Raw genomic sequence first — 25,457 nt, forward strand, 5'->3', positions numbered from 1 at the left:
TGCACCCTCTACAGCGGAAACGAATCATGAAAGAACAATGCGAAGTGCTTATCGTCGGCGCCGGCATCGGCGGGCTTACCCTTGCCCTGAGCCTGCATCAGGCCGGCATTTCCTGCCGCATCTACGAAGCGGTCGAAACCATTAAGCCGCTGGGCGCAGGCATCAACGTACTGCCGCACGCCGTGCGCGTGCTGGACGGCCTGGGGCTGACCGAAGCCCTGACAGCAACCGCTGTCACCACCAAAGAGTCCATCTTCTTCAACAAGTTCGGGCAATTCGTGCTTAGCGAACCGGCGGGACTTGCCGCCGGATACGACTGGCCGCAGTTTTCCATCCACCGCGGAGACCTGCAGCACATACTACTGCAAGCCGTACAAGAACGCCTTGGAAATGACTCCATTCAGTTTGGCCATCGATGCACGGGCGCTACGCAAACCGAGGCCGGCATCACCGCCAGCTTTGAAGGCGCCGACGGCGATACAACGTCGGTCCAGGCCTCCATTCTTGTAGCGTGCGATGGCATTCATTCTGCCATACGCAAGCAGCTTTACCCGAACGAAGGCGCTCCCCGCTACTCGGGCGTGAATATGTGGCGCGGCACGACGCCAATGAAGCCTTTTCTTTCAGGCGCGAGCATGGTCCGCGCGGGGTGGCTTTCGGTCGGCAAGATGGTCATTTACCCGATCCGGGATAATATCGACGCCCAAGGCAACCAGCTTATCAATTGGGTGGCTGAAATAGAATCGGCCCGCCCGGCCCAGCGCGACTGGAACGGCCTGGGCCGCCTGGATGACTTCTTTCCCGCTTTTGCGGACTGGCATTTCGACTGGCTTGATATTGCCGCAATGATCCAGCAAACCGAGACCATACTTGAATACCCCATGGTAGATCAGGACCCGTTGCCGCAATGGAGCTTTGGCCGCATTACTTTGCTGGGCGATGCCGCCCACCCCATGGTGCCCCGCGGGTCCAACGGAGCGGGCCAGGCCATACTCGACGCCCCTTGCCTGGTGGAACAACTGAAGCGCTTCGGCCTTAACGCCCAGGCGCTGGCCGAATACGATCGCATCCGGGTCAAGGCCACTGGCGACGTGGTCCTTATGAATCGCATAGCGCCGCCCGACACTATACTGAAAGAGGTACATGAAAGGACCCACGGCAAGCCGTTCGACAATCTTGACGACATCATCAGCCGGGAGGACCTGCTGGAGATATCGAACAAGTACAAGAGCGTAGCCGGCTTCAAGGTCGAAGACTTGCGCAAAGCCGCCGCCAAGCCTGTGTAGCGCCGACAGCAAGCCGCTGTGCGCACGTAACGGGCGGCAAGCTGGTCACCCGAAAACTGAAATTTTTAGGCATGTGAAATGACGACGACAACCATTACAACCGCAAAGCACTACATCGATGGCCGCTGGACTGCGGCCGTAAACGAGCCTGGCCAAATCGGCGAAACACTGAATCCGGCCACGTCTGAAGTGGCTGCCCGTTTTTGCGAAGGCACGATTGCCGAAGGCCAGGCGGCGGTGGCAGCCGCCAAGAAAGCATTTGCGCAAACCCCATGGCGCCACAGCGCCCGTGTGCGCGCGGACGTGCTGCTGGATTTCGCGGCGCGCCTTGAAGCGAAAAAGGAACTGATCGCGGACTGGCTGGTTACTGTCAACGGCAAGCTTCGGCGCGAAGCCTTGGGCGAGATCATGGCCGGGGTTTCCGAGCTGAAATATTACGCCGGCCTTGCACGCAATCTGTTCGGCCGCATCCTGGAAATCGAGCCGGGCCGCTATTCCTCACTGGACCGCGAGCCCGCCGGCGTGGCTGCCATCATCCTTCCCTGGAATGCGCCTGTCACCCTGCTTGTCCGTTCGCTGGCGCCCGCCCTGGCCGCGGGCTGCAGCGTTGTCATCAAGCCCGCCCATCAGACTTCCGTTGTACACAACCTGGTCATGGAGTGCCTGGTGAACGACGAGCGCGTTCCGCCCGGAATAGTCAACTCCGTCATCGAATCCGGCGCCGACGTCGCACGCTACCTGACCGAGTCGCCCGATGTCGACGTCCTGAGCTTTACCGGATCCAGCCACGTAGGCAAGCTGATCGCCCAAGGCGCGGCATCCAGCTTGAAGCGGCTGTCGCTGGAACTGGGCGGCAAGGCGCCCGCCATCGTCTTCGATGATTGCGACATGGAAAAAACAATAGCCGGTATCGTCGGCGGCGGCATGGTCATGGCCGGCCAGCAATGTACCTGCGTTGCGCGGGTACTCGTAGCCGAATCGATCTATGAGCAATTCAGCCAGCGGCTGGTCCAGGCGCTCAAAGACCTGAACGTCGGCTTCGGCGACGATCCCCAGTCGCAAATGGGATGCCTGATAGACATGCGCAGCCGCGACCGTATCGCCGCACTGGTAGAAAAAGCAGAACGCCAGGAAAAGGTGCTGCTCAAAGGGGAAATCCCCCTGGGGCCGCTGGCCAAGGGCGCGTTCATCCGCCCCAGCCTGATCGAAGTGGAGGACCTGAATTCCGAATACATCCAGGACGAGCTGTTTGGCCCGTTGCTGGTGATCGAACGCTTCAGCGATGAAGCCCAGGCCATCGAGCGCGGCAATGCAACCCGATACAGCCTTGCCGCCAGCGTGTGGACACAGGACGGAATACGCGCTCGCCGCGTCGCATCGCAATTGAAATTTGGAACGGTTTGGCGCAATGCACACAATAGGCTTTTTCCGGAAGTGGAAACGGGCGGCTACGGCGACAGCGGCTACGGCAAACTGCACGGACTGGAAGGCATGAACGATTTCATGCAAACCAAGCATTTTTATTTTGACGTGAACGACTGAAGCTTGCGCATCGAAACTCATTGCCACCCACCCGCCCAGCGAGAACAGAAATGACCATGCAGGTGCAAGCAGCGGTATGCCGGACAACCGGCGCGCCCCTATCCATCGAAAGCCTTCAACTGGGCGAGCCGCGGGACGACGAGGTCCTTGTGCGCGTTGTCGCCACAGGAGTCTGCCATACCGATATCGGCATGCGTGAATCGCCAACCCGCGTGCCCAAGCCCATAGTCCTGGGGCATGAAGGCGCCGGCATTGTCGAAAAAACCGGCGGGTCCGTGCGCAAATTGCGGCCAGGCGATCATGTGGTCATGACCTTCAATACTTGCGGACATTGCTCCAGTTGCTATCAAGGCCACACCGCTTACTGCAGTCAGCTTGGCCGCTTGAATTTCGCAGGGCAGCGCGACGACGGCACCACCGCCTTCTCTGGCTCCGATACCGGCGTCCACAGCCATTTTTTCGGGCAGTCGTCGTTTGCGACCTATGCAATATGTTCCCAGCGCAACGCCATTCCAGTGCGCAAAGACATCCCGCTTGAAATCCTGGGGCCCTTGGGCTGCGGAATTCAGACCGGGGCCGGTGCTGTTCTGAACTCCTTGAACGTCAGGCCAGGCGCCAGCCTCGGCGTCTTCGGTGCCGGCTCGGTAGGACTTGCGGCCATCATGGCCGCCCGTCTTGCCGGAGCCTCGGTCATTATCGCCGTGGATACGCAGCCTTCCCGCCTGGATATCGCCATTGAGCTGGGGGCAACGCACGTTATCAATGCCGCCCAGGAAGATACATTTTCCCGCATTCAAGCCATTGCGGGCCATGGGCTGGATTTTGCCCTGGACACAACAGGCAATCTCCATGTCATTCGCCAAGCGGTCGAGCACTTGGGCGTACGCGGCGTGTGCGGGCTGATCAACACGGCCAAAGGCGCCGACGCCAGCGTCAATATTCTGAATATGGTGCTCGGCGGAAAATCAGTAAAAGGCATACACCAGGGCGACAGCAACCCCGATACCTTCATCCCGCAGTTGATCGAGCACTACGCGCAAGGCCGCTTTCCGTTCGATCGCCTCATCCAGTTTTACGCGCTGGCCGACATCAATGCGGCCATGGCCGACATGGAAAGCGGGCAAACCATCAAACCCGTAATCCGCATGCCTGCACTATAAAATCGACGCCAGCATTGCGCGGGCCTGTTCCAGTTCGGGAAGCAGGTTTTCGATCATGTTTTCCAGCGTGCGGCGCGATGTGGCGCTGACGATGCTTAGCGAGCCGCAAACCATGCCGCTGCCGTTTGTTATCGGCACGGCCAAAGAGCGGATGCCAAGCTCCAGTTCTTCGTTGCTTACGGCATAGCCGCGCTTGCGAACCTCGTCCAGCATGGCCGTCAAGACGGGCAGCTCTACCCGCGTGTGCGGCGTCAGTGGACGGCGCGCCATCCGCTGCAAGCGCAACAAGGCTTCCTGCTCGGGCAGGCTCGAGAGCAGAACCCGGCCGGTGGCCGCGCAATAAGCGGGCAAGCGGGATCCCAGCCCCAGGCCATTGGAAAGGCTGCGCCGGGTCGCCGCGCGGGCGACGAAAACCACGTCGGTTCCGTCCAGCACGGCGAATGAGGTCGACTCGCGCGTTCTTTCGCTGATGGCCTCCAGCGTGGGCTGCACCACGCGGGCCAGGGATGTAGAGGTCAAATACGCATGCCCCAGGCGCAGGACCCTGGGAGCCAGCTGGAACAGCTTGCCATCGTAATCGACATATCCCAGCCGCTGCAGCGTCAACAAAGAGCGCCGTGCCGAGGCCCGGGAATGGCCGGTTATGGCTGCCGCTTCGCTCAAGGTCATGGCCTTGTTCGCAATGCCAAAGGCTTCGATGATCAGCAAGCCTTTTTCCAGGCCCGCCACATATTCTTTTTCTTCTTTGGTCCGTCCGGGCACGGCGCTTGTGCCTGCGGGCGGCGCAGCGGTTGCGCTGGTGGCGCTGCTTCGTTCGTCTGTATTTGCCATGAAGACATTATAAATAAGGCGCCCGACGAGAACGGCGGCGCGGGCGCCGCACCGCTACGTTCGGAACGCCGCGGCAGCATTGCCGGCTATTTGCCCGGGTCCTTTACGTTGTCGTAGTGCGCAATTTCCACGACTGAATTCTTGCCGTCGGCACGCTTGATCGAACCTATATAGATCGTCTGCACAATGTCGCGGGTTTCCGGGTCGATGCTGATGGGGCCGCGCGGGCTTTCCAGCTTCAGGCCTTTCAGGACAGCCATTGCCTTGTCACCGTCCAGTTTGCCATTCAGTTGTTTTGCCACGGCATAAATTGCCGCCATCCCGTCGTAGCCGGCTACGGAATATGGGGCGGGAAGCTCTTTGTCGTCGGCCACCTGCTCATAGGCTTTCAGGAACCTTTGATTTTCGGGCGTATCCCGCCCTTCCAGATATTGGGTAGAGATGAACACATTCGTGGCCGATTCGCCCAACGCCTGCATGACTTCATTGGGCAATTCGCTGACCAGCAGAACCTTGACGCCATCCCGCCCCAGCCCACGCTCTTGAAATGCTTTCATGAATGCGGTGATCTGGTCGCCTCCGGGGACAAAAACAAACACGGCGTCGGGCTTGGCATCCTGGATACGATGCACGAAAGGAGCCAGGTCGGGGCTATTCAAGGGAACCTGCACACTGCCGACGATCTTTCCGCCGTCGGCAACAAAAGTCTTTTCGAATCCCGCCTTGGCATCAAGGCCGGGCGCGTAGTCCGAGACAATGGAAAACACTTTCTTGAAGCCGTGCTCGGCGGCCCAGGTCCCCATGGGGGCGGCTATTTGCTGCAAGGTAAACGATACGCGGGCAATATACGGCGACTTCTCAGTAATGCTTGATGCGGCCGCATTCATGACGATCATTGGCTTCTTGGCCTTGGTTGCCAAGGGCGCCGCCGCCATCGCTTCCGGCGTAAAGCCGAAGCCGGCCAAGAAGTCGACTTTGTCGCGAGTCAACAGCTCTTGGGCAAGGCGTTTGGAGATCTCGGGCACCGGGCCGGTTGTATCGCGCACGATGACTTCCACCTTCTTGCCCGCCACGGTGTCGCCGTGCACTTGCATGTACGCCTCGATGCCGTTCTGGATACGGCGACCGTAGTCGGCCATGGTGCCGGAAAACGGTGCTATCACGCCAACCTTTATCGTGCCTTGCGCGTGCGCCATCGTCCCGGCCGCTCCCACCGCGATAGCGGCGGCGGCAATTGCCATAGCTTTACCTAAATTCATGCTTGTCTCCTGGTTTGCGGGAGCCCGCGCCATTGCGCCTGCAAGCCCCAGCCTATGCCTGTGGCGGCCGCATTATTGCGGGAAGCACCTGGGATGCAGTCTGCCCGCGCCATACACAAAGTTTAGGTAGCGCCCCTTTTCAGTGTCAACGGAATCGGACAATAAGTACGCAAAGCGAACAGTTCGCCTTGCGCACATAACGGCCGATTTTTTGACTTGGGGCCTTGCAGCTACCTAAAATTTATCCATGCCTTATGCCGCAATTCACACTTCAATCCGTTCAAGACAGGCGCAGAAATGACAAGCGATACAGCACGCGACACCAGCGTAATGTCCGTCCCGAAATGGGAGGGCGATATTACGCAAATCCCGTATTGGGTTTATCAGGACGAAGATGTTCGAGCGCAGGAGCAGGAAAAGATCTACCAGGGCCCAACCTGGAACTACCTTTGCCTGGAAGCCGAGATTCCCAACAGTGGCGACTTCCGCACGACGTTCGTCGGGAAAATGCCTGTGGTCGTCACCCGCAATGCAAGCGGCGGAATCCATGCGTTTGAAAACCGCTGCGCCCACCGCGGCGCGCTGATTGCGCTTGAAGACGGCGGCAACACGCCTAGCTTCACGTGTGTGTACCACGCCTGGAACTACGACCTGGCCGGCACGCTGAAAGGTGTGGCTTTTCAAAGGGGCATCAAGGGCAAGGGCGGCATGCCCGATACTTTTTCCAAAGAAGCCCTGGGGCCGAAGAAGCTGCATATTGCAACATTCCACGGCTTGGTATTCGGCAGCCTGGATGACGATGTTCCCGCTATTGAAGATTATCTGGGCAAGGATATTGCCGCGCGCATTGAACGCGTGCTTTGCAAGCCGGTGAAGGTCATTGGGCGGTTCAAGCAGATGCTGCCCAATAACTGGAAGCTGTATTTCGAAAACGTAAAAGACAGTTATCACGCAAGCCTGCTGCACGTGTTCTTTACCACCTTCCGTCTTAACCGGCTGTCGCAAAAAGGCGGCGTCATCGTCAGCGAAACCGGGGCGCACCACGTCAGCTACTCCATGGTCGACCCCAAAGAGGCCAAGAGCGCGGAGTACGACAGCGAAAAGCTGCGCACCGATAAAGGCGACTACCGCCTGGCCGACCCCAGCTTGCTGGACGGTGTGGATGAATTCGGCGACGGCATTACCTTGCAGATACTTTCGGTCTTTCCGGGATTCGTCCTGCAGCAAATCCAGAACAGCCTGGCGTTGCGCCAAATACTGCCTAAGGGACAGGAAAGCACCGAGCTTAACTGGACTTATATCGGCTTTGAAGACGACACGCCGGAAATGGACACCATGCGATTGAAGCAGGCCAATCTTATCGGCCCTTCCGGCTTCGTTTCCATGGAGGACGGCGCGGTGGGCAGTTTCGTACAACGGGGCATCCGCTGCGCCGGTTCGGAATACAGCGTCGTACAGATGGGCGGCAGCGGCATTGCCAGCGCCGACTACCGCGCAACCGAAACCTCGGTGCGCGGATTCTGGCACGCCTACCGCAGCCACATGGGGTTTTAATATGACGACAAGCATCTACGAACGGCTGAACAAACTGAATGCGGCGTATGCCTCCTGCATCGATGAGGACAAGCTGGAATCGTGGCCGGCGTTCTTTACCGATCATTGCCTGTACAAGATCACCACCGCCGAGAACTACGAAAGCAATCTGCCCGCCGGAATAATCTACGCCGACAGCAAGGGCATGCTGGCCGACCGGGTCAGCGCGCTGCGCGAAGCCAACGTATATGAACGCCAGCGCTATCGCCATATTATCGGCACGCCCCTGATTACCTCGAACACCCCGGAGGCCACGCGGGCCGAAACCCCGTTTCTGGTTACGCGGATCATGCGCGGCGGAAAAATGGACCTGTTTGCTACCGGCAAGTACGTTGACCAGATTGTTGCGCACAACGAAGAACAGAAACTGGAGAAGCGCATAGTGGTGTGCGACAGCATCAGCTTCGACACGCTGCTGGCTATCCCGCTCTAGCCGATGAATATGGCCAGCCAAAGCAGAATTGCCGTTGCCATTGGCGACCCAAACGGCATAGGACCGGAGATAGCCGTCAAGGCCGCGGCCCGTTTCGCCGGCACAGACTTGCGGCCCGTGCTGGTCGGCGATGCGTACATCATCGAACATTACGCCCGGCGCCATGCAACGGGCCTGCCGCTTGCCCCATTGGGGCGAGAAAAACCCGCCGGACTGGTCTACGTGGATGTCAACGCGCTTGATGAAACGGATTTCCATCCTGGACAACTGCTGCCGGCAACCGGCCGGGCCACCGTGGCGTACGCAAGCCGCGCGGTACGCCTGTCGCTGGATGGGCAGGTTGATGCCGTCGTCGGGTGCCCGCACTCGGAAACCGCCATCAATGCCGCCGGCATTGAGTTTTCGGGATACCCCGGCCTTATCGCCCAGCTTACCAATACGCCTCGGGACGAAGTCTTCCTGATGCTAGTAGCGGCGGGTCTGCATATTGCGCACGTAACGCTGCATGAAAGCGTGCGGGACGCACTGCAGCGCCTTACGCCCGAACTGGTCGTCAACGCCGCATTGGCGGCCGTCAAAGCCGAACAGCGCCTGGGTAACGAACGCCCCGCCCTGGCCGTTTTTGGGATCAATCCGCATGCGGGGGAAGACGGCCTGTTCGGCGACGATGATGCCCGCATTACCGAACCCGCAGTGGCGCAATTGCGCAAACTGGGGTTGAACGTCGATGGACCGACGGGGGCCGACCTTTTGCTAGGGCAGCGCAAGCACGATGTCTACCTTGCCATGTTTCACGACCAGGGCCACATCCCCATTAAACTGCTTAGTCCGTTACGGTCCAGCGCCCTGACCATCGGGACACCCATATTGTTTTCCAGCGTTGGCCATGGTTGCGCTGCCGATATTGCCGGCCAAGGCGTGGCCGACCCCATCTCGGTAATAGAGACGCTTGCCCTGTTGCACAACGCCAAGAAGAGCTAAGCCGCGCCGCCGTCCGGCAGGAAAATCTCAGAGGTGCCGGGCCGCACCCAGCGCACATGTTCGCGAGTGGTGTCGATGCAGCCGCCGTTTACGTACACGCCGCCGGGTTCGCGCAGCCGCAGCATCTGTTCCAGGATGCGGCTGACTTGCTGCGGGTCGGCAAGGGACTGGCGCACGCGATCGTCGACGATGTTGTCGTCGACCTGCAGCTTGCCGTTTTTACCCATATAGGTGGCATGGCGCCAATGGTATAGCTCGACGCATTTGGTCGTAAGGGTGAAAGGTTCGTCGCGCTTCCAGAAGTTGGTGAACAGGCCGCCGCCCAAGTACATTACCCACGAGCCCTCGTACCCTTCGGCATTGGACGAGGCTTCGTCGGGGTTGCGGAACCACAGGCGGTCTCCGGGTACGTAATAGCGCAAGGGCAGCGGCTCGTTCATGGAGCCGTATTCTTTCAGGAACACGTCGTGGAACTGGCCCGACATGATGGCCCGGGTTTCCCATTGGCGCTGCAACTGGCCCAGCAATTTAGGGTTGGAACGCGCGAGCTCTTGCGCAAGCCCCAGCAAAATGACGTATTCGGTGGCCCTGTAGCAGGAAAACGAATACAGCTTGCCGCTGCGGTCGGGCTGGGTGGCGGCTTCGAGCGCGGCAATAAGCGGTTTGCCGGGCAGCAGCGTAAAGCCGGTTGCCTCGGCATATTGCCAGTATTCGGTGGGCCGCTCGGCCTCTTCGGTGTCGAAGGCCAGCGCCGTTTTACGCGCGTTAAGCACAATATTGCGCCGTACCCGGACGGCGGATTCAAGTTCGTCGACGTTGGGGTAGGCAAATGCCACCGGTCCAAGCAGCATGGAAAGGAGAATTTCGCGGTCGAGATCGTCGGGCTTGCCAAGGGTATCGAGCCCAAGCTTATGGGCCAATTGCGTGGTGTCGCACTGGGGAGTCCAGTCGTGGGCAAAGGCTTCGCTTAAACGAAAGCGTATCAGTTGCCCGCCGGGCCCGCCATGCCTTGTTGTAACCACGTAGGGGTCCAGCCCCAATCCTTGCAAGTAATTCAGCCCGCTTTCTTGCACAGCGCTCAGCCGAGAGGTCTTGCCGGGAATTTCGATCCCGCCCACGCCAAGCTGAATTGGGTGAATTGCTTCCGTCATAATGAATTACTCGTGAAAAGAATGGCGACGGGAAAAAAGAGAGAACTGCCTTCCCGATAAATCACAGCATACCGGGATTTTCCTTACAGAATAATTATGGAATGCCCGAAGGGTGCCCCCACGCTTCACCGCTACGCGGCTCGCTGTCCGCATCGCGGCTTGCAAGCCGCTCCGATTCGACAGGCACAGGGCAGTCCGCAGGGACTGCCCTATGTCCGGTCTCATCCCCCGAGGGGGCGCTTTTTGCCTTGGGGCGGCCCGGCGGCAAAAAAAGGCCCCCACGCTTCACCGCTACGCGGCTCGCTGTCCGCATCGCGGCTTGCAAGCCGCTCCGATTCGACAGGCACAGGGCAGTCCGCAGGGACTGCCCTGTGTCCGGTCTCATCCCCCGAGGGGGCGCTTTTTGCCTTGGGGCGGCCCGGCGGCAAAAATACCCCCTGCTTCACAACGAGGGGATGCCTTAGCGTAAACCGTCGTTGCCGACCACGTCTTTTTCAGCCAGGCCGCCTACGCGGGCATGAATGCGTCCGCCTGTCGCCATGGCCAGGCCGAACACGATTTCATTGCGCCGGGGGCCGTCCCAGATGGTCATTTCGGCCGCGCCGAAGTGGCTGCGAACGTAGGCCGCATGCAAGTGCGAAAGCGGAATGATAAGCCGCGTGCCCAGCGTTCCGATGCTCTTGGCCGAAGGCACTATCGCCTTGGGCTCGCCCAGCAGTTCGCGCATGGCCCAACCGCCGGCCTCGTGCCATACGGCGCCATGTTCGAGTTCACCGTCTTCGCCAACCAGCGCCGCCTTGCCGTAGGCCTGCACGGCCTGGGCACCGCCCAGCGCCGCCACCGCGCGTGTGGCAAGCTCCATTCCCAACGCGCGCAGTTCGGCCATGAAGGGCAGCAAGTCTGGCTCGTACCGCCCCGCAAACGGATTCTTGACAACGGCGCTGGACACCGCCACGCGCAACGGCTTGTCCAGCCGCGGGCCGCCCTCGTGCCAACTTTCTTCTAGATCGAGCTTGTATTTGCGTACTTCGACGAGCGACATGGTATCTCCTGAATGTGTCAGCCGGCGGCCCATGGCTTGCGCGCGGGAGCCGCCGGAATTTATACGGTATTGGCCTGGACTTGAACCACTGTGGTGCAAGCCATGCTTGAATCGAAAAAGATCGCGAACAAAACAGTATACAAATTATTGCTCACAACCTTTCATGCAAATAAATTTATTTTATGCATAAAAAGAATTATACTCGTAGCACTCGCATGAGAAAACCAGCGCTTCCGCATCCGCCTCTATTTGGAAAAAACCATGAAATTGATTTCTTACCAACACGCAGGAAAAGCACGCTTTGGTGCAGTCGTCAACGATGAAGTCGTCGAACTGAGCGGCCGTCTGGCTGCACCCGATTTGGCCGCGCTCATATCCGACGCCGGGCAGCTTGAACAAGCCAGGGCCATCGCGGCCCAAGGCGTGTCCGACTACAAACTGGCCCAGGTCGACCTGGATCCAGTCATTCCACAACCGCGCAAAGTCGTATGCGTAGGCATCAACTACGTCAAGCATGCCGAAGAGGCCGGGCGCAAGGTCGGCGAATACCCCGTCATTTTCCAGCGCTACTCTGAAACCGTGCTGGCCCACGGCAAGCCGCTGCTGCGGCCCAAGGTTTCGACGCATTTCGACTTCGAAGCGGAACTGGCTGTCGTCATCGGCAAGGGCGGCTCGCACATCGACGCGGCCAACGCCATGGAACACGTTGCTGGCTACACCTGCTTCAATGACGCCAGCGTGCGCGACTGGCAGTTCCATACTCACCAATACGGCATGGGCAAGAATTTTCGCGCCACCGGCGCCGTCGGCCCGTGGCTGGTTACCGCCGACGAAATCCCCGACTACCGCAAGCTGAGCATTCAAGGGGTGTTGAACGGAAAGATCATGCAAGAAGGCAAGCTGTCGGAACTGGCCTTCGATATTCCGGCGCTTATTGCCTATATTTCGCAGGCCTTGCCTTGGCATCCCGGCGACATCCTTGCCACGGGCACGCCCAGCGGCATCGGCTTCAAGCGTACGCCTCCCGTCTTCCTGAAAGACGGCGACACCTACGATGTCGTCATTCCGGGCGTAGGCACCTTGTCCAACCCGGTGGCGGACGAAGCCTGACGGCGCGCAGCACCCATAATAAATAAAAAGCACAGAATGCACGGCGCAACAATGCGGCGGCATTCCTGCGCTACCCAATCCAAGGAGACACTATGGATTTCGATTTGGCCATCGTTGGCCTGGGACCGGTGGGCGCCGTGGCGGCCAACCTTGCCGGGCAACAAGGCTTGAAAGTGCTGGCTGTCGACAAGCTGGCGCAAATCTACGACAAGCCGCGCGCCTTCGGCCTGGACCATGAGATCATGCGCGTATTCGGCAATATCGGCATAGCCGGCGATATTGCCAAGCACATCATGCCTTACCGTCCCAGCGAATACCACACGTCTGGCGCGCGCGTCCTTAAGCGTATCGTTGCAGCCAGCCCGCCTTTCCCTCTTGGCTGGGAAGCCAATTATGTCTTTTCCCAACCGGCCATCGAAGCCGCGTTGCGGCAAAAAGCCCAGTCCAATCCCAATATCCAGGTCGAGCTGGCCACGACCGTTCTGGATACCGTACGCATGGAAGGCGGGCATGAGCTTCATCTACGTGCCGCTTCGGGCGAAGAACGCCGCATTACCGCGCGCTATGTGCTGGCATGCGACGGCGGCTCCAGCCCATTGCGGGCCAAGCTGGGCCTGGAAATGGAAGACCTTCTGTTCGACGAACCCTGGCTGGTGGTGGATGTGCTGGTCGATCCGAACGCGGTCGATCGGCTGCCGGCCACCAATATCCAGTACTGCGAAACCGAAAGGCCCTGCACTTATGTCGTAGGGCCGGGCCGCCACCGGCGGTGGGAGTTCATGATCAACCCGGGCGAAGCGCCTGACGAACTGGCACAGCCGCAGGCGGTTGAAAAGCTGATGGCCCGCTGGCTGGCCCCGCATGAATATGAGTTCTGGCGCGCTTCGGCTTATCGCTTCCATGCCTTGGTGTTGCGGCGCTGGCGCGCCGACAATATTTTCTTTATGGGCGACGCCGCCCACATGACGCCGCCTTTCATGGCCCAGGGAATGTGCCAGGGCATACGCGACGCGGCCAACCTCATCTGGAAACTTGCCCTGGTCAATAAAGGCCATGCCCCCGACAGCCTTTTGAATTCTTACGAACAAGAGCGGATTCCGCATGTGCGCCACACCACGCTGGTTGCCAAAGAGCTTGGCCGCGTGATCTGCGAAAGGGATCCGGCCAAAGCCGCGCTGCGCGACGAGCGCATGCTTGCCGAGATGGAAAGAAATCCCGCGCCCACAATACGCCAGTCGCTTATTCCAGGCCTGTCCTGCGGGTTTGTCGCCGCAGCCGGCCAGGCCAGCGCCCAAGGCGACCTGTTCCCGCAACCCATGGTCAGCAATCGCAATGGCCAAGCCGGCTTGCTGGACGAGGTTACCGGCATGTCTTTCCGGCTGGTCGTCGCGCATGACGCCGATTGCTCTTCATGGCAACAGGCGGCCAGCCATTGGCAACGCCAAGTGGGCATACCCTTGGTCCTGATCAGGCTGGCCGAGGGCCAGAACCCGTCTGATCTACAGCACGACTTTGATGTTCTGGAAAGCGACGGCGTCTTGAAGAAATGGATGGCGGACCGCGAATGCAAAGTCGTGCTGGTACGCCCCGATCACTATGTATACGGCGCGTGCGCCACCTTCGCGCAGGGCACGGATTTATTACACCATCTACAACAACACCTGGCCACAACCACGGCTTGAACCAAAGGAGCAACCTCAATGACAAGCACAACTGCCCCAAAATCCATCCGCCGCGTTGTCGTCGGCAGCAAAGACGGGGTGCCCACGGTACTTAGCGACGCCAGCTCGGTTCGAACCTTCGAACACCTGCCGACATTTTCGAACACACTGATCTGGACGACGCCTTCCGTTCCCAAGGTCGGCCCGCACCAGCTTGCGGCGGACCCGGTACCGTCCAATACCAATTTCCTGCCGCCCCCGGGCGGCACCAGCTTCATGATAGTGACCTTCCCGCCCGAGGCGCAAATGGCCGATCCCTCTTTCGATGGTGCAAGCTTTGGCGCGGAGGTCGCCGCAAAAGTACCGGGGCTGGCGCAAACCTTCGAGCGCGAAGATCCCACCATGCACACCACCGATACAGTGGACTATGGCGTTGTGCTTGAAGGCGAAATCTGGCTGGACCTGGGCGGCGAAGAGGTTCACCTGAAGCAGCACGATGTTGTCGTCCAGAACGGCGCCCGGCACGGCTGGCGCAACAAAAGCAACAATCCGGTCATGATGCTGTTCGTGCTGATAGGCGCGCAGCGCCAGGCCAGCTAAACCAGGCCGCACATTGCGGTACTGCGCAACACCACCGCCGTTGAGCAGCACCGCAAATAAAGCCTAGCCGCCCAAGTACGCCTTGCGCACGGCTTCGTCATTCAGCAAGGCGGCCGCGCTGTTGGTTCCTACAATGCGGCCCTGCTCCAGCAGATAGCCGCGGTCGGATAATTGCAAGCTGCGGCGCGCATTCTGTTCGACCAGCAAAATCGTGACATCGGCCTTGCGGACCTGCTCCAGCGCCTTGAACAGCTCGGACACCATCAAGGGCGAAAGACCCAGCGAAGGCTCGTCCAGCAGCAGCACGTCGGGCGCGGACATGAGGGCGCGGCCTATGGCCACCATTTGCTGCTCGCCCCCGCTCATGGTGCGCACCGCTTGCGACAGGCGTTCGCGCAGCTTGGGGAACAACTGCAGCACTCGTTCAAGGTTGTTGCGCTCTTGCGGCCGCGCCCGCTTGGGGTAAGCGCCCATGAACAGGTTCTCGCGCACGGTCAGTTCGCCGAACACCCCGCGCCCTTCGGGCACCAGGGCAATTCCGGCTTCGACCCGCTCGAAATCCTTCAGGCCCGAAAGAGGCTGGCCGTTCAGGACTATGCCGGCATCCTGCGAGACCTGCATCAAGCCTGAAATGCTGCGCAGCAAAGTGGATTTTCCCGCGCCGTTGGCGCCCAGCACACTGACGACCTCGCCTTTGGCCACATGCAGCGAAACGCCGTCCAGCGCCTTGTGCATGCCGTACCAGGCACTAAGCCCGTTGATCTCAAGCATGGTCGTCTCCGAGGTAGGCGCGCACCACTTCGAGGTCGGACAACACATGGGCCGGCGTGCCATAGGAAATGGGCGCACCGGCCGTCATGACAACGCAATGGTCGCAAAGCGAGCGCACCGCTTCAAGGACATGTTCAACCATAAGTATGGAAATATCTTCATCTTTAAGCGAACGCACCAGGGCGATGGCATCGATCAGTTCGGTGGGGTTGAGCCCCGCCAGCCATTCGTCCAGCAGCAAGACCTTGGGCCGGCCCGCCAGGGCTCGGGCAAGCTCTACTTTTTTCTGGTCCATGTAGGCAAGCTGGCCGGCTTCTTTGCCTGCATAGCCCGACAGCCCGACTCTTTCGAGCAGAGCGTCGGCCTGGCGCGCCGCCTCGCGGCCGAACAGCCGGCCATTGGTGAAGGCCATGCCGGCCACAACGTTTTCGCGCACCGTCATGGTATTGAACAGGCGGACCAGCTGAAAGGTGCGGCCCACACCATGATGGGTAATGCGGTAAGCGGGCGAACCGGCGAACTCGTGGCCATTGATTTTTACCGAACCGGAGTCAGGCGCCAGCACACCGCTTATAAGATTCAAGGCGGTGGTCTTGCCGGAACCATTCGGACCCAGCAAGCCCACGATTTCGCGCGGCCGGATCTGAAGCGACAGGCCGTCCACGGCCTTCAGGCCGCCGAAACGGCGCGACAATCCTTGCACGTCAAGCAGAACGTTACTCACGGCCCCTCCTTAGCCTCTTGGGCACGGCCAGGAATCCGCCAGGCAGCAAATAGACGACAAACAAGAAGATGGCTCCCAGCACCAGGCTGAATTGGTCGGGAAAATACTTGGAAATGATTTCGAATGCCAGCACCATGGGCACAACCCCAAGCACGGGCCCGAAATACATGGCTATGCCGCCCAACAGCGCCATCACGACCACCTGGAACGAAACCAGGGAGTTGAAGGCGATAGAGGGTTCTATATAGGTCCAGCGCGGCGCCACAATGGCACCGACCACCGCCATGACCATGGATGTGGCGACAAAGACAATGAGCTTTACCGCCACCGTGTTGATGCCGCAATTGCGGGCGGCGGTTTCGTCCTCGCCGATAAGGCGCAGCGCAAAGCCCAGGCGGGAACGCGCCAGCCAGGCTCCCAGCACCCACACCACGGCAAGCAGCGCCAACAATTGCCAGTAGATTTGCGCGGGCGTGACCTCCAGGAATATGTAGCGCCCGACCGAACCCTGGATGGTGGATTCGTACCAGGTAACCAGTTGGCGGATCATCTCGGCCACGCCGAAGGTGAAGATGACGAAGTACATGCCCGACAGGCGCAGCGTGCACACGCCGATGACCAGCGCAAGAAGGCCGCCGGCCAGGGCCGCAGCCACCAGCAAGACCGGCCAGGGCAAGACTTCGGACCATGCCGCCACGGCATAGCAGCCCACGCCGAAGAACGCAGCCGTAGCCAGAGAAACCAGGCGTGTCGTGCCGCAAAAAATGCCCCACACCGTTGCCAGGTTGGCGTACAGCAGCAGGTTGATCATGAACGAAGTGGTGTAGTCGTTGCCCAGCTGCGGCGCGAACGCCAGAACCGCCAGCAAGACCAAAGAGACCACCGTGAAGAGGATTTGGCGTTGATTCACCGCGCCACCCTCCCGAAAAGGCCAGCCGGCTTGAAGATGAGCACAAGCAGGAAGATGGCGTAATTGGCCGCCAGGGTCAGGCCCGGATCGACATACGCCGAGACGAAGCTTTCGACGACGCCCAACAGCAAGGCCGCTACAACGCAACCGGCAAAATTGCCGACGCCGCCCATGATGACCACGATCAGCGCTTTCATGGTGAACAGCACGCCCATGGTGGCGTTGAAGGTAGAGAACATACTGATAAGCACGCCTGCCATGGCCACCAGCGCCGTTCCCAGCGCAAAGCCGAGCATGGCAATGCTGATGACGTTGATGCCCACCAGCGGCGCCGCCGCCGGATTGACCGCCACGGCGCGCAGCGCCGTACCGACCCGCGTGCGCGTAAGCAGCAGGTACAGCAGCCCGCTAAGCACGACGGCCACGCCCAGCACCAGAAGGCGATTGGCCGCTATGGTCGTACCCAGGAAGTCGATGGGCACCGACAGAAAGGAATAACTGAGGTAGTTGCCGCCGAACAAGGCCAGCATGATGCCTTGAATGACAAACAGCAGCCCGAACGTGGAAAGAATGCTGTCGGCCTCGAGTTCGTCGCGGCTGCGCGCGCGGCGCACCAGCGGCAAAAAGGCATAACGGTACAGCACGGCGCCCAGGGCCGCGGCAATGGGCGCGAGCAGTACCGTGGAAATTAGCGGGGAAATCCCCATGCGGGTAAACAGGACCAGCGCAGCCAGCGCGGCGGCAATCAGCATCTCGCCATAGGCAAGATTGAGAATGCGCGCCACGCCATACTGCAGGTTGAGGCCCAGCGCAACCAGCGCATAGGCCCCACCCAAGGTCAGCCCGAAGATCAGGGCATCGGTGATGGGCATAAAGACTCCGGCTCAGGCCTTCCAGACAGGTTTTGCAATAACCGGCTTTACGCCTTCCTGGTTTGGAGCCACGCCGTGGAATACGCCGCCCTGCCACTGGCCCACCAGCCAGCTGCCCGTCATGATGTGGTTCTTGAAGGTAAGCGGGCCGGTTATCGTGTCGAAGGTCGTGGAGTTCAGTACCTTGATGATGGCCGGACGGTCGACCTTGCCGACTTTTTCGATGGACTGCTGCAATGCCTGCAAGCCCGAATAGCACAGCGCGCTGACCCAATGGTCGGGCAAGGTGCCGGTAAGCGCTTTGTGGCGCGCGGTGTAGTCGGTGATTGCCTGCGAATGCGGATTCCATCCGCCAGGTCCCATCACGCCTTCGATGGCGTCGCCGAACTTGGCGGGATAAATCGCCAAGGCCGTGCCTACGCCGGCATAGAACACTTTAGGATTGAAGCCGCGCACCCGAGCCGCGTCGGTCAGGGCGAAGGTATCGGGCGGATAGCTGAATGCCAGGAAGACATCGGGGTTCTTCTGCTGTGCGGCAGCAATGATGGGGGTCAGGTCTTGCGTGGCAATCGGATAACCAGCGTCGTAGACGATCTCGAATTTTTCCTTGGCCAAGGCGGCACGCGCAGCTTTGGAGAGCTCCAGGCCGAACTGGTCGGTAACGTTGACCACCGCGACCTTGTTGCCGATTTTTCCGGCCGTGCGCAAGTCTTTCAGCACCCCGACAATGGCTTCGCCGTACGGAGTTGCCGGCTGCAGCAGCGAAAAAATGTTGTCCCAGCGCTTGACCAATTCAGGCATGCGGTCGGTAATAAAGCTGGGTGCAATCATGGGGAAGTTGCCCCGATGAAAGGCCGGCGCCACAGCCATGTTCATGCCCGTGCCCCAAGGCGGCAGCAGGAAGTCCACCTTGTCCTGGCTGACCAGGCGATCGACCGCCCTGACCAGTTCTTCGGACTGGCTGCGATCGTCGTACTCGACGACTTCGATGGGCAGCTTTTTACCGCCCATGTTTATGCCGCCGGCCTTGTTGACGTCGTCAACCCACAGGCGGTAGTTTGGAATCTGCGAAGCGTTGGCGCCGCCCGTGAAAGGCCCTGTCTTGGAAATGGCCCAGCCCACCTTGATGGACTTGCGTTCGGCCTGGGCGCGTACGACGGCCGGGGCCGCCGCCATGGCGGCAACAGCGCCCGCTGTGCGGACAAAATTTCGTCTAGTTATGCGAACTGTCATGCATGTCTCCTTGATATTTTTTTAAGGGTTTATAACGTAATTGCTAAAACCACCATTCCGGTTTTCTATGCCCGAAATTGCTTCGTTGACCTGATCCAGCGGGAACCCGACCTGCTCGAAAACAGACATATCCAAAAGGCCCGATGCCGCCATGTCGGCCATGTCTTGCCCCTCGCCAGAGGTGAACCAGCAAGAGCCTATCATGGATTGTTGCAAATCCATCATGGTGTGCAGGTCAAGCGGCACGCCCCCTGCTGTTGCGCCAATATCCACCGCTTTTCCGCCATGCTTGAGGGCGCGCATGCTGGCCAGCAAGGTGTCGTGGCCGGCTCCCGGGCCCAGGCAGTCGACGTAAACGTCGACTCCGGCCCCGTCCGTAAGCCGCTGGATCCACGCGTCGATGGGCTCGCCGTCGTTCAGGGACTTGACCTCAATGCGGTTTGGAGCAAGCGCCTTCACACGATTAAGCAGTTCCATGTTGCGGGCCGTGCCGAAAATGCGTGTGGCGCCCATGGCCAGGCCGAACAGGGCGCCGCCTATGCCCAACGTGCCGCTTATGCCATTGACCAGCAGCGTCGTGCCCGGCCGTACACCGCCCTTGCGCAAACCCGCATAAGCCGTGCCCAGGTAACCGAAGCGGGCCGCCTGGTCGTAGCTTACGCTGTCGGGCAATCCCACCAGCGAGTACTGGGGCGCCGTCATGTATTCGCCCAGGCCGCCGTACGGATAGTCTTCGAACATCTTCATGGACTTGTCGGAAAAACCGAAATAGCCGTTGAAGGTCCAGTATTCGCAATTGGTATGGCGGCCGTCGCGGCACGCACGGCAACCGCCGCAATACCGGCCCGGATTCACGTATACGCGGTCGCCCGGCTTCCAGGCATGGACCTGCGAGCCCACCGCCACGATCTCGCCGGCCGGGTCCAACCCGAAAATAGCCGGCAGCGGGGGCAGCGGCCTTTCGGGAAACCATGTGGTCCAGTTGCTGAGGATATTGCCCAGGTTCGGCACAATACCGCAGGATTTCACGCGCACCAGTACGTCGTTCGAGCCGGGCTCGGGCATTGGGACTTGCTCGATTTTCATGGCCTCGCCGACGGCGTGCATACGGGCGGCTTTCATGGTCTTGGGTAACGACATCTTGTCTCCTTCTTTGTACGGGCTTGGGGCATGGCCCCGTTTTTGAATTGTTTATACCGGGGCTGGACCTTGGCCGACCAGCTGGAGTTCAGTCATGCCGGAACCGCGCCTGGCGATCGGACTCCAGCATGAAGCCGGGATCGGCCCGAACCTTTTTCTCGGTTTCGGCCCAGATCTGCTCGTCAGGCAGGTCGATATCCAAGACATCGCCATGCGGCTGGGGCACATACCAGGGGGTATCCAGATAGACCTCCACGGTGTTGCCTTCGGGGTCGTGAAAATAAATGGACAAGGCATTGCCGTGGTTCAGTCCGCGCATCTTGGTAGCCCCGTGCTGCAGCGCTGCGCTGCGAACAGCGCGCAGTTCGTCCAGCGAGCCAACCTTGAACGACAATTGCATTACGGTGCTGAAGGTGCAGTCGGCCGGACGATTTTCTGCCAGCACAAGCTGGTGATGCATGTCGGGCCGGCTGCTAAGAAAGACCAGGCGAAAATCAAAGGTAATGCCCGGCCCCTGGTCGTTGACCTTCATGTTGAAGACGTTCGTATAGAACTTTGTCATTAGCCCGGCATCGAATACCGAAATGCCGAAATGCGATAACTCAGGAGTAAAACCAGCAGCCATCATGGAATCCTTTATTTCTGGGCTTCGATGCGATTGCGCAACAAGCCCAAAGCTTCGATCTCGACTTCAACCACGTCGCCCGGCTTCATGTACATAGGGGGCTTGCGGCTGAACCCAACGCCGCCCGGCGTACCGGTAACGATTACGTCGCCGGGCGCCAGCGTGAAAATAGTCGATGCGTAATTGATAAGGCGCGGGATCGAGAAGATCATGTAGCTGCTGTTGCTGGACTGCACGACCTGCCCGTTCAAGCGGGTTTCAAGCTTGAGTGCGCGCGTGGGGTCGATTTCGTCGGCGGTTACCATGTAGGGGCCAAAGGCGCCGGTGCCTTCAAAGTTCTTGCCCGAGGCAATTTGCTTGGCATGGAACTGCCATTCGCGAACGCTGGCGTCGTTGTAGATGGAATAGCCGGCCACATGGTCGTAGACGTCTTGTTCAGCAATGTCGCGCCCGCCCTTGCCGATGATCACGGCAATTTCGCCTTCCCAGTCCAGGCTTTCAGAGACACGAGGACGGATAATGGGCTGGTCATGGCCCACTTGCGACCGCCACACCCTTAAAAAGATTGGCGGAAACTCGGAAAGTTCGCGCTGCATGCCCATGGCCAGCACCTCTTGGTGGTGGTCCATGTAATTGCGCACCGCGCAGACGATTTTTTCGGGACGGGTAATAACGGGCAGATACACCAGGCCGTCCAGCGGAAGGTCCGCGGCCTTGCCGGCGACGATTTCATCGCGCCGCGCATAGTCGTCGCTGGCGATGAACTCTGCCAGGCTTGCGTACGATGTAACCTTGCCAAGATCGACAACGCCGTCGCCTACGACAACGCCCCATGTCTCGATGCCATCGCGCAGGAAAGATAAAAGTTTCACGAGAATATCCCTTTGTGTCTATGCAAACAAAAAACCGATGGGCCAGAACGCCATCAAAAAGTGTTTATTGTCGAATTTTATGCATGAAACTTAATTTTGGGCACAGGGGTTTATACTGACGCCATTGAACGACATTTATGCCATCAAATATTTGTTCGTAATTTAAACTCTTACCTTCGCCACTTTTACAGGACGGCTTTGCCGACGACAGCAATGGCAACCGACAACACAACGACCTTTCCGCTTACCGAGCAGGCATATCGCACGCTGCGCAAAGCCATTGTGCAATGCGAATTCGCGCCCGACGAGCGGCTGCGCGTCGATGACCTTAGCTCGCGCTATGGCTACAGCAGTAGCCCGGTACGCGAAGCGCTGGCGCGCCTGGTAGAGCAGGGCCTGGTGCGCTCGATCGAGAACCGCGGCTTCCGAGTGGCGTCGATTTCCGTGGAAGGCATCACCGACCTGACGCGTGTGCGCCTGCTTATCGAAACCGAAGCGCTGCGCGACGCCATGCAGGTCGGCGATGACGCCTGGGAAGAAAGAGTCGTGGCCGCAGCCCACAGCCTGCGGCTTGCTGAACAAAGGCTGGGTGAAGGCCCGATAGCCCTGGATGAAACCTGGTCGGAACGGCATCGCGCCTTTCACCTTGCCATCTATTCCGCTTGCAGTTCGCAATTGCTGCTTAACCTGATCGAACAGTTATTCGACAATGCCGAACGCTACAGGCGCTACTCGGCCCGCTTTCGCACGGCCAGCCGCAAAAAAAGCCAGGAACATCAATTAATAATGAAAGCCGCCCTGAAACGCGACGAAAAGGCGGCCCTCGGCCTGATCAAGCGGCACATTATCGAAACCGAGAAAAACGTAATCGACAGCGTCAAAACCATGCACGCCCAGGACCTGGCCCAGGCCAACGCCTCGCGATAAAGCGCATAGTACAAACCCTGCTACATAAAAACTACTTTTATGCATGAAATAAATCAACAAATAAATGTAGCTTTTCATGTAGGCGGTTCAATTCAAAATACTGAACAGCGGTATGGCAAGGCCCATGCCCAGGAGGAGTGCGATGTCGTATTTGAAAAACGCGTGGTATGTAGCAGCCCTTTCCAGTGAAGTAAACGACGCAGACTTATTTCACCGCAAGATCTTCAATACATCCGTCCTGATTTACCGCAAGCAAAATGGCGAAGCCGTTGCCTTGCGAGACCGATGTCCACACCGCTTCGCCCCCTTGCATCTTGGCAAACGAGACGGCGACGAAGTCGTTTGCCACTACCATGCCTTGCGCTTCGACTGCTCCGGCAAATGCACGCATAACCCGCATGGCGAAGGCAATATCCCCAAAGCGGCTCAAGTAAAGAGCTACCCACTTCTGGAAAAACATGGCTTTCTCTGGATATGGATGGGCGAACAAGCCGCCGACCCGGGTCTGCTTCCCGACTACAGCCCGCTTGACGACGGGCCGCCCACGGGCATCGGCTATGCCTACATGCACATGAATGCCAACTATCAGTTGATCATCGACAACGTCATGGATCTTAGCCACATAGACCATGTGCATGGGGAAGCCATTACAACCCGCGGCCAGCTGTCGCCTATCGTTCCCAAGATCCAGGAAACCGAACGTTCCGTTTTTGCGCGCTGGGAATGGAAGCAAACGCCCCCCATCCTGGTGTTGTCTGGCTTCCTGCCAAAGCCCACTGAAGAAGCGCGGCACTTTTTTGATGTTACCTGGATGCCGCCCGCCAACATCCAACTGTCGGTCGGCGGCGCGCAGGGCGACACCCCGTTCGAGCAAGGCGTAGGCGCATACGATCTGCATCTGGCCACGCCGGAAACCGACGGCAGCACGCATTACTTCTTTGCCACGCGACGCAATCACCTGGTGGACGATGCCAATTTCAACGACATGAAGCTGAATGCAATGCGCGACGCCTTCGTCAACGAAGACGGCCCCATCCTGCTGGGCGTACAGGAAGAAATGGAAGACCAGGACTTCTTCGAAATGAAGCCCGTACTGCTGTCCAATGACATTGCTTCCGTCAAAGTGCGCAGGCTGCTGCAAAGCCTTATCGCCAAGGAAAATGGAGTCCTGGCAGAAAAGGCCGCATAACCGCAGTTCGCAGGCACGGCAAAAAAAGAGCCGCGGCGAAAACCGTCGGCTCTTTCTTTTTGAGAATTCCGGCTGAAGACCGGTTTCTTTACGCTTTTAGGCCTTCTTCACATAGCCGTTGCACCAGCCATGTTTCGAGACCTCTTTGCCGGCAAACAGCGGACAGCCGCCCCAATCGGCGGTGCCGCCCTGATAGAACTGGCAATTGCCGCAGTCTTCGCCGGCCGTATATTTTGGAAATTTGGCTTTATCGACTTTGGTCGCATCGTGGCGATAGCCCAGCGCGACGGCGGCGGGGTCGCTTTCGTCCAGCTTTGCCGCCTGTGCGAACCCGCGCTGCGACATGGCCAGCGACGAGGCCGCGCCTATGCTTGCTATCAGGAATGTGCGTCGAGACGATTTCATGGTGACTCCTTAAGTGTGAGGCCGGCATTGTGTATATGCCAAGCCAAAACGGGTTGCGTTGTGCAACTCATGAAATGGCGGCCAGTGCCCATAACACTTGAAAAGTAGCGCAAATGCGGCGCCAACCGTCGTATGAAAACGCGAATTCCCGTAGCCGCAAAGGCGCTGTACCGGCTTCTTTGCGGAACGAGTTCGTGGTAACCAACATGGTACTGCACATCGGGGAATTAAGGCGGCTTGCCAAGCTGCCTTTGAAGCGCAAGTAGACAATTTCTACCGCAAGCTGCAATCTTTGGATGATTCGGGCCGGTCTATGAAAATAGTAAAGGGCCGTGCATGACTTGCCTTGGATACTGGACGCCGCATCCGAAACGACCTAACATTCTATTGAATTCTGAATGCAAATGGACGGCGGCCACCATCGCAATGAAACCCACAGAAAAAAGCGCCACCAAGCAACCGCGGCGCACCCCGTTAAAAAACTACACTCTTAGCGAAACCATTTTCCAAGAGCTGCGCAACCGTTTGCAACGTGGCGAAATCGGCGCCGAAGACCGTGTGCTGGATTACGAGATCGCACAGGAATACAACTGCACCCGCATGCCCGTGCGCCAGGCCTTGCTTCGCCTGGCCAGCGAAGGTTATCTTATGGGCACGACCCGCGGCTTTACCCTGCCCACGCTGACAACACAAGACATCGAAGAAGTTTTCGAAATGCGCCGGCTGCTTGAACCGCACGCGGCATCCAGCGTCATCGGCCTTTTAAGCGAAGAGCAGCATATGGCCTTGACTCTTGCCTACCATAAGGCCCGGCGCGCTGCCGAAAAGCACGACGCGCAAATGATGATCGATGCCAACGTCGCGTTTCGTTCAATATGGGTGGGCGCGGTACAAAACAAGCGCCTGCGCGACACTATCCAGCGCTTTGCCGATCATGCCCAGATTGTGCGCTCGACCACGCTGTCCCACCCGCCCACGCAACAAATCGTCGCCAACGGCTTGAAGCAAATCCTGGACGGTTTCCTGGCCAGAAGCGGCGAGAACGTTTATAAAGCCATGCAAGAGTTCGTCCAGCATGCGCAGCAACAATATTTCCTGCTGGCCAAAGCCAGCGCCGCGCGCTCGGCCTAGTCGCTTTCG

The 25,457-nt window shown here is 59.1% G+C and carries 25 protein-coding genes; 12 read left to right on the top strand and 13 right to left on the bottom strand.

The window, feature by feature from the left end; all coding sequences use genetic code 11:
* Window positions 1-26 precede the first annotated feature (26 nt).
* The 3 genes from DFR37_RS04510 (at window position 27) to DFR37_RS04520 (ending at window position 3,988) form a co-directional block, all read left to right on the top strand.
* Window positions 27-1,286 (top strand): flavin-dependent oxidoreductase, encoded by a 1,260-nt coding sequence (locus tag DFR37_RS04510; protein WP_113932047.1) that lies wholly within the window; start codon window positions 27-29, stop codon window positions 1,284-1,286.
* Window positions 1,287-1,364: 78 nt separating this feature from the next.
* Window positions 1,365-2,828 (top strand): aldehyde dehydrogenase family protein, encoded by a 1,464-nt coding sequence (locus DFR37_RS04515; RefSeq protein ID WP_218951384.1) that lies wholly within the window; start codon window positions 1,365-1,367, stop codon window positions 2,826-2,828.
* Between the two features lie 56 nt (window positions 2,829-2,884).
* Window positions 2,885-3,988: an NAD(P)-dependent alcohol dehydrogenase gene (locus DFR37_RS04520; RefSeq protein WP_113932048.1), complete on the top strand. Its 1,104-nt coding sequence runs from the start codon at window positions 2,885-2,887 to the stop codon at window positions 3,986-3,988.
* Here DFR37_RS04520 and DFR37_RS04525 read toward each other — a convergent pair.
* Together DFR37_RS04525 and DFR37_RS04530 are read right to left on the bottom strand one after the other, a co-directional pair.
* Window positions 3,983-4,819: an IclR family transcriptional regulator domain-containing protein gene (locus DFR37_RS04525; RefSeq protein WP_113932049.1), complete on the bottom strand. Its 837-nt coding sequence runs from the start codon at window positions 4,817-4,819 to the stop codon at window positions 3,983-3,985. The two genes, DFR37_RS04520 and DFR37_RS04525, sit on opposite strands and share 6 nt — an antisense overlap.
* An 86-nt stretch (window positions 4,820-4,905) precedes the next feature.
* Window positions 4,906-6,078, bottom strand: a complete 1,173-nt coding sequence (locus DFR37_RS04530; RefSeq protein WP_113932050.1) for an ABC transporter substrate-binding protein — start codon at window positions 6,076-6,078, stop codon at window positions 4,906-4,908.
* 297 nt (window positions 6,079-6,375) lie between these two features.
* Between DFR37_RS04530 and DFR37_RS04535 the strand changes: the two genes are divergently transcribed.
* From DFR37_RS04535 to DFR37_RS04545, 3 genes are read left to right on the top strand one after another with little or no spacing between them, the layout of a single operon-like run.
* The gene (locus tag DFR37_RS04535; RefSeq protein ID WP_113932051.1) at window positions 6,376-7,632 is read left to right on the top strand and encodes an aromatic ring-hydroxylating dioxygenase subunit alpha; all 1,257 of its coding nucleotides are present in this window, start codon (window positions 6,376-6,378) and stop codon (window positions 7,630-7,632) included.
* Between the two features lies 1 nt (window position 7,633).
* The gene (locus DFR37_RS04540) at window positions 7,634-8,104 is read left to right on the top strand and encodes an aromatic-ring-hydroxylating dioxygenase subunit beta (RefSeq protein ID WP_113932052.1); all 471 of its coding nucleotides are present in this window, start codon (window positions 7,634-7,636) and stop codon (window positions 8,102-8,104) included.
* A gap of 9 nt (window positions 8,105-8,113) precedes the next feature.
* The gene (locus tag DFR37_RS04545) at window positions 8,114-9,085 is read left to right on the top strand and encodes a PdxA family dehydrogenase (protein WP_346724847.1); all 972 of its coding nucleotides are present in this window, start codon (window positions 8,114-8,116) and stop codon (window positions 9,083-9,085) included.
* On the opposite strand, the gene DFR37_RS04550 is transcribed toward DFR37_RS04545, so the two are convergent.
* Complete coding sequence (locus DFR37_RS04550; RefSeq protein ID WP_113932054.1) at window positions 9,082-10,236, bottom strand: hypothetical protein; 1,155 nt, start codon at window positions 10,234-10,236, stop codon at window positions 9,082-9,084. The two genes, DFR37_RS04545 and DFR37_RS04550, sit on opposite strands and share 4 nt — an antisense overlap.
* A 460-nt stretch (window positions 10,237-10,696) precedes the next feature.
* A complete protein-coding gene (locus DFR37_RS04555; RefSeq protein ID WP_113932055.1) occupies window positions 10,697-11,278 on the bottom strand; it encodes an amino acid synthesis family protein in 582 nt (193 codons plus the stop codon).
* A gap of 261 nt (window positions 11,279-11,539) precedes the next feature.
* Here DFR37_RS04555 and DFR37_RS04560 point away from each other — a divergent pair, with 261 nt between their 5' ends.
* The 3 genes from DFR37_RS04560 to DFR37_RS04570 all read left to right on the top strand — a co-directional run bounded on the left by DFR37_RS04560 (window position 11,540) and on the right by DFR37_RS04570 (window position 14,649).
* Window positions 11,540-12,388 carry a fumarylacetoacetate hydrolase family protein gene (locus DFR37_RS04560; protein WP_113932056.1) on the top strand — a complete coding sequence of 283 codons (849 nt, stop codon included), beginning with the start codon at window positions 11,540-11,542 and terminating at the stop codon, window positions 12,386-12,388.
* A 92-nt stretch (window positions 12,389-12,480) separates the two neighbouring features.
* The gene (locus tag DFR37_RS04565) at window positions 12,481-14,070 is read left to right on the top strand and encodes a bifunctional 3-(3-hydroxy-phenyl)propionate/3-hydroxycinnamic acid hydroxylase (protein WP_113932057.1); all 1,590 of its coding nucleotides are present in this window, start codon (window positions 12,481-12,483) and stop codon (window positions 14,068-14,070) included.
* Window positions 14,071-14,088: 18 nt separating this feature from the next.
* Window positions 14,089-14,649, top strand: coding sequence for a cupin domain-containing protein (locus DFR37_RS04570; RefSeq protein ID WP_113932058.1), 561 nt, complete (start codon window positions 14,089-14,091; stop codon window positions 14,647-14,649).
* Window positions 14,650-14,712: 63 nt separating this feature from the next.
* Here the strand turns inward: DFR37_RS04570 and DFR37_RS04575 are convergent, their stop codons facing one another.
* The 8 genes from DFR37_RS04575 to DFR37_RS04610 all read right to left on the bottom strand — a co-directional run bounded on the left by DFR37_RS04575 (window position 14,713) and on the right by DFR37_RS04610 (window position 21,796).
* Window positions 14,713-15,420: an ABC transporter ATP-binding protein gene (locus DFR37_RS04575; protein ID WP_113932059.1), complete on the bottom strand. Its 708-nt coding sequence runs from the start codon at window positions 15,418-15,420 to the stop codon at window positions 14,713-14,715.
* Complete coding sequence (locus DFR37_RS04580) at window positions 15,413-16,144, bottom strand: ABC transporter ATP-binding protein (RefSeq protein WP_113932060.1); 732 nt, start codon at window positions 16,142-16,144, stop codon at window positions 15,413-15,415. Before DFR37_RS04580 ends, DFR37_RS04575 begins: the two co-directional genes overlap by 8 nt.
* Entirely contained in the window at window positions 16,137-17,054 is a 918-nt protein-coding gene (locus DFR37_RS04585) for a branched-chain amino acid ABC transporter permease (RefSeq protein ID WP_211317211.1), read from the bottom strand. The genes DFR37_RS04580 and DFR37_RS04585 overlap by 8 nt, the downstream gene beginning before the upstream one ends.
* On the bottom strand, window positions 17,051-17,926 hold the full coding sequence (locus DFR37_RS04590; protein WP_113932061.1) for a branched-chain amino acid ABC transporter permease: 876 nt from the start codon (window positions 17,924-17,926) through the stop codon (window positions 17,051-17,053). Before DFR37_RS04590 ends, DFR37_RS04585 begins: the two co-directional genes overlap by 4 nt.
* A gap of 12 nt (window positions 17,927-17,938) precedes the next feature.
* On the bottom strand, window positions 17,939-19,159 hold the full coding sequence (locus DFR37_RS04595; RefSeq protein WP_113932062.1) for an amino acid ABC transporter substrate-binding protein: 1,221 nt from the start codon (window positions 19,157-19,159) through the stop codon (window positions 17,939-17,941).
* Window positions 19,160-19,180: 21 nt separating this feature from the next.
* A complete protein-coding gene (locus tag DFR37_RS04600) occupies window positions 19,181-20,299 on the bottom strand; it encodes an alcohol dehydrogenase catalytic domain-containing protein (RefSeq protein WP_113932063.1) in 1,119 nt (372 codons plus the stop codon).
* Between the two features lie 88 nt (window positions 20,300-20,387).
* Window positions 20,388-20,927: a VOC family protein gene (locus DFR37_RS04605; protein WP_346724848.1), complete on the bottom strand. Its 540-nt coding sequence runs from the start codon at window positions 20,925-20,927 to the stop codon at window positions 20,388-20,390.
* A gap of 8 nt (window positions 20,928-20,935) precedes the next feature.
* A complete protein-coding gene (locus DFR37_RS04610; RefSeq protein WP_113932065.1) occupies window positions 20,936-21,796 on the bottom strand; it encodes a fumarylacetoacetate hydrolase family protein in 861 nt (286 codons plus the stop codon).
* Between the two features lie 213 nt (window positions 21,797-22,009).
* Between DFR37_RS04610 and DFR37_RS04615 the strand changes: the two genes are divergently transcribed.
* On the top strand, window positions 22,010-22,723 hold the full coding sequence (locus DFR37_RS04615; RefSeq protein ID WP_113932066.1) for a GntR family transcriptional regulator: 714 nt from the start codon (window positions 22,010-22,012) through the stop codon (window positions 22,721-22,723).
* Window positions 22,724-22,865: 142 nt separating this feature from the next.
* Window positions 22,866-23,912, top strand: a complete 1,047-nt coding sequence (locus DFR37_RS04620; RefSeq protein WP_242341708.1) for an aromatic ring-hydroxylating oxygenase subunit alpha — start codon at window positions 22,866-22,868, stop codon at window positions 23,910-23,912.
* Window positions 23,913-24,008: 96 nt separating this feature from the next.
* On the opposite strand, the gene DFR37_RS04625 is transcribed toward DFR37_RS04620, so the two are convergent.
* Entirely contained in the window at window positions 24,009-24,317 is a 309-nt protein-coding gene (locus DFR37_RS04625; RefSeq protein WP_113932068.1) for a high-potential iron-sulfur protein, read from the bottom strand.
* A 426-nt stretch (window positions 24,318-24,743) separates the two neighbouring features.
* Between DFR37_RS04625 and DFR37_RS04630 the strand changes: the two genes are divergently transcribed.
* Window positions 24,744-25,448 carry a GntR family transcriptional regulator gene (locus tag DFR37_RS04630; protein ID WP_170139829.1) on the top strand — a complete coding sequence of 235 codons (705 nt, stop codon included), beginning with the start codon at window positions 24,744-24,746 and terminating at the stop codon, window positions 25,446-25,448.
* Window positions 25,449-25,457 lie beyond the last annotated feature (9 nt).

The sequence above is a fragment of the Eoetvoesiella caeni genome (assembly GCF_003315175.1).
Lineage (GTDB): Bacteria > Pseudomonadota > Gammaproteobacteria > Burkholderiales > Burkholderiaceae_B > Eoetvoesia > Eoetvoesia caeni.

Excerpts from the sequence above, each read along its gene's own strand:
- DFR37_RS04510 (WP_113932047.1), top strand. The coding sequence starts at position 27 with ATGAAAGAACAATGCGAAGTGCTTATCGTCGGCGCCGGCATCGGCGGG.
- DFR37_RS04515 (WP_218951384.1), top strand. The coding sequence starts at position 1,365 with ATGACGACGACAACCATTACAACCGCAAAGCACTACATCGATGGCCGC.
- DFR37_RS04520 (WP_113932048.1), top strand. The coding sequence starts at position 2,885 with ATGCAGGTGCAAGCAGCGGTATGCCGGACAACCGGCGCGCCCCTATCC.
- DFR37_RS04525 (WP_113932049.1), bottom strand. The coding sequence starts at position 4,819 with ATGGCAAATACAGACGAACGAAGCAGCGCCACCAGCGCAACCGCTGCG.
- DFR37_RS04530 (WP_113932050.1), bottom strand. The coding sequence starts at position 6,078 with ATGAATTTAGGTAAAGCTATGGCAATTGCCGCCGCCGCTATCGCGGTG.
- DFR37_RS04535 (WP_113932051.1), top strand. The coding sequence starts at position 6,376 with ATGACAAGCGATACAGCACGCGACACCAGCGTAATGTCCGTCCCGAAA.
- DFR37_RS04540 (WP_113932052.1), top strand. The coding sequence starts at position 7,634 with ATGACGACAAGCATCTACGAACGGCTGAACAAACTGAATGCGGCGTAT.
- DFR37_RS04545 (WP_346724847.1), top strand. The coding sequence starts at position 8,114 with ATGGCCAGCCAAAGCAGAATTGCCGTTGCCATTGGCGACCCAAACGGC.
- DFR37_RS04550 (WP_113932054.1), bottom strand. The coding sequence starts at position 10,236 with ATGACGGAAGCAATTCACCCAATTCAGCTTGGCGTGGGCGGGATCGAA.
- DFR37_RS04555 (WP_113932055.1), bottom strand. The coding sequence starts at position 11,278 with ATGTCGCTCGTCGAAGTACGCAAATACAAGCTCGATCTAGAAGAAAGT.
- DFR37_RS04560 (WP_113932056.1), top strand. The coding sequence starts at position 11,540 with ATGAAATTGATTTCTTACCAACACGCAGGAAAAGCACGCTTTGGTGCA.
- DFR37_RS04565 (WP_113932057.1), top strand. The coding sequence starts at position 12,481 with ATGGATTTCGATTTGGCCATCGTTGGCCTGGGACCGGTGGGCGCCGTG.
- DFR37_RS04570 (WP_113932058.1), top strand. The coding sequence starts at position 14,089 with ATGACAAGCACAACTGCCCCAAAATCCATCCGCCGCGTTGTCGTCGGC.
- DFR37_RS04575 (WP_113932059.1), bottom strand. The coding sequence starts at position 15,420 with ATGCTTGAGATCAACGGGCTTAGTGCCTGGTACGGCATGCACAAGGCG.
- DFR37_RS04590 (WP_113932061.1), bottom strand. The coding sequence starts at position 17,926 with ATGCCCATCACCGATGCCCTGATCTTCGGGCTGACCTTGGGTGGGGCC.
- DFR37_RS04595 (WP_113932062.1), bottom strand. The coding sequence starts at position 19,159 with ATGACAGTTCGCATAACTAGACGAAATTTTGTCCGCACAGCGGGCGCT.
- DFR37_RS04600 (WP_113932063.1), bottom strand. The coding sequence starts at position 20,299 with ATGTCGTTACCCAAGACCATGAAAGCCGCCCGTATGCACGCCGTCGGC.
- DFR37_RS04605 (WP_346724848.1), bottom strand. The coding sequence starts at position 20,927 with ATGATGGCTGCTGGTTTTACTCCTGAGTTATCGCATTTCGGCATTTCG.
- DFR37_RS04615 (WP_113932066.1), top strand. The coding sequence starts at position 22,010 with ATGGCAACCGACAACACAACGACCTTTCCGCTTACCGAGCAGGCATAT.
- DFR37_RS04620 (WP_242341708.1), top strand. The coding sequence starts at position 22,866 with ATGTCGTATTTGAAAAACGCGTGGTATGTAGCAGCCCTTTCCAGTGAA.
- DFR37_RS04625 (WP_113932068.1), bottom strand. The coding sequence starts at position 24,317 with ATGAAATCGTCTCGACGCACATTCCTGATAGCAAGCATAGGCGCGGCC.
- DFR37_RS04630 (WP_170139829.1), top strand. The coding sequence starts at position 24,744 with ATGAAACCCACAGAAAAAAGCGCCACCAAGCAACCGCGGCGCACCCCG.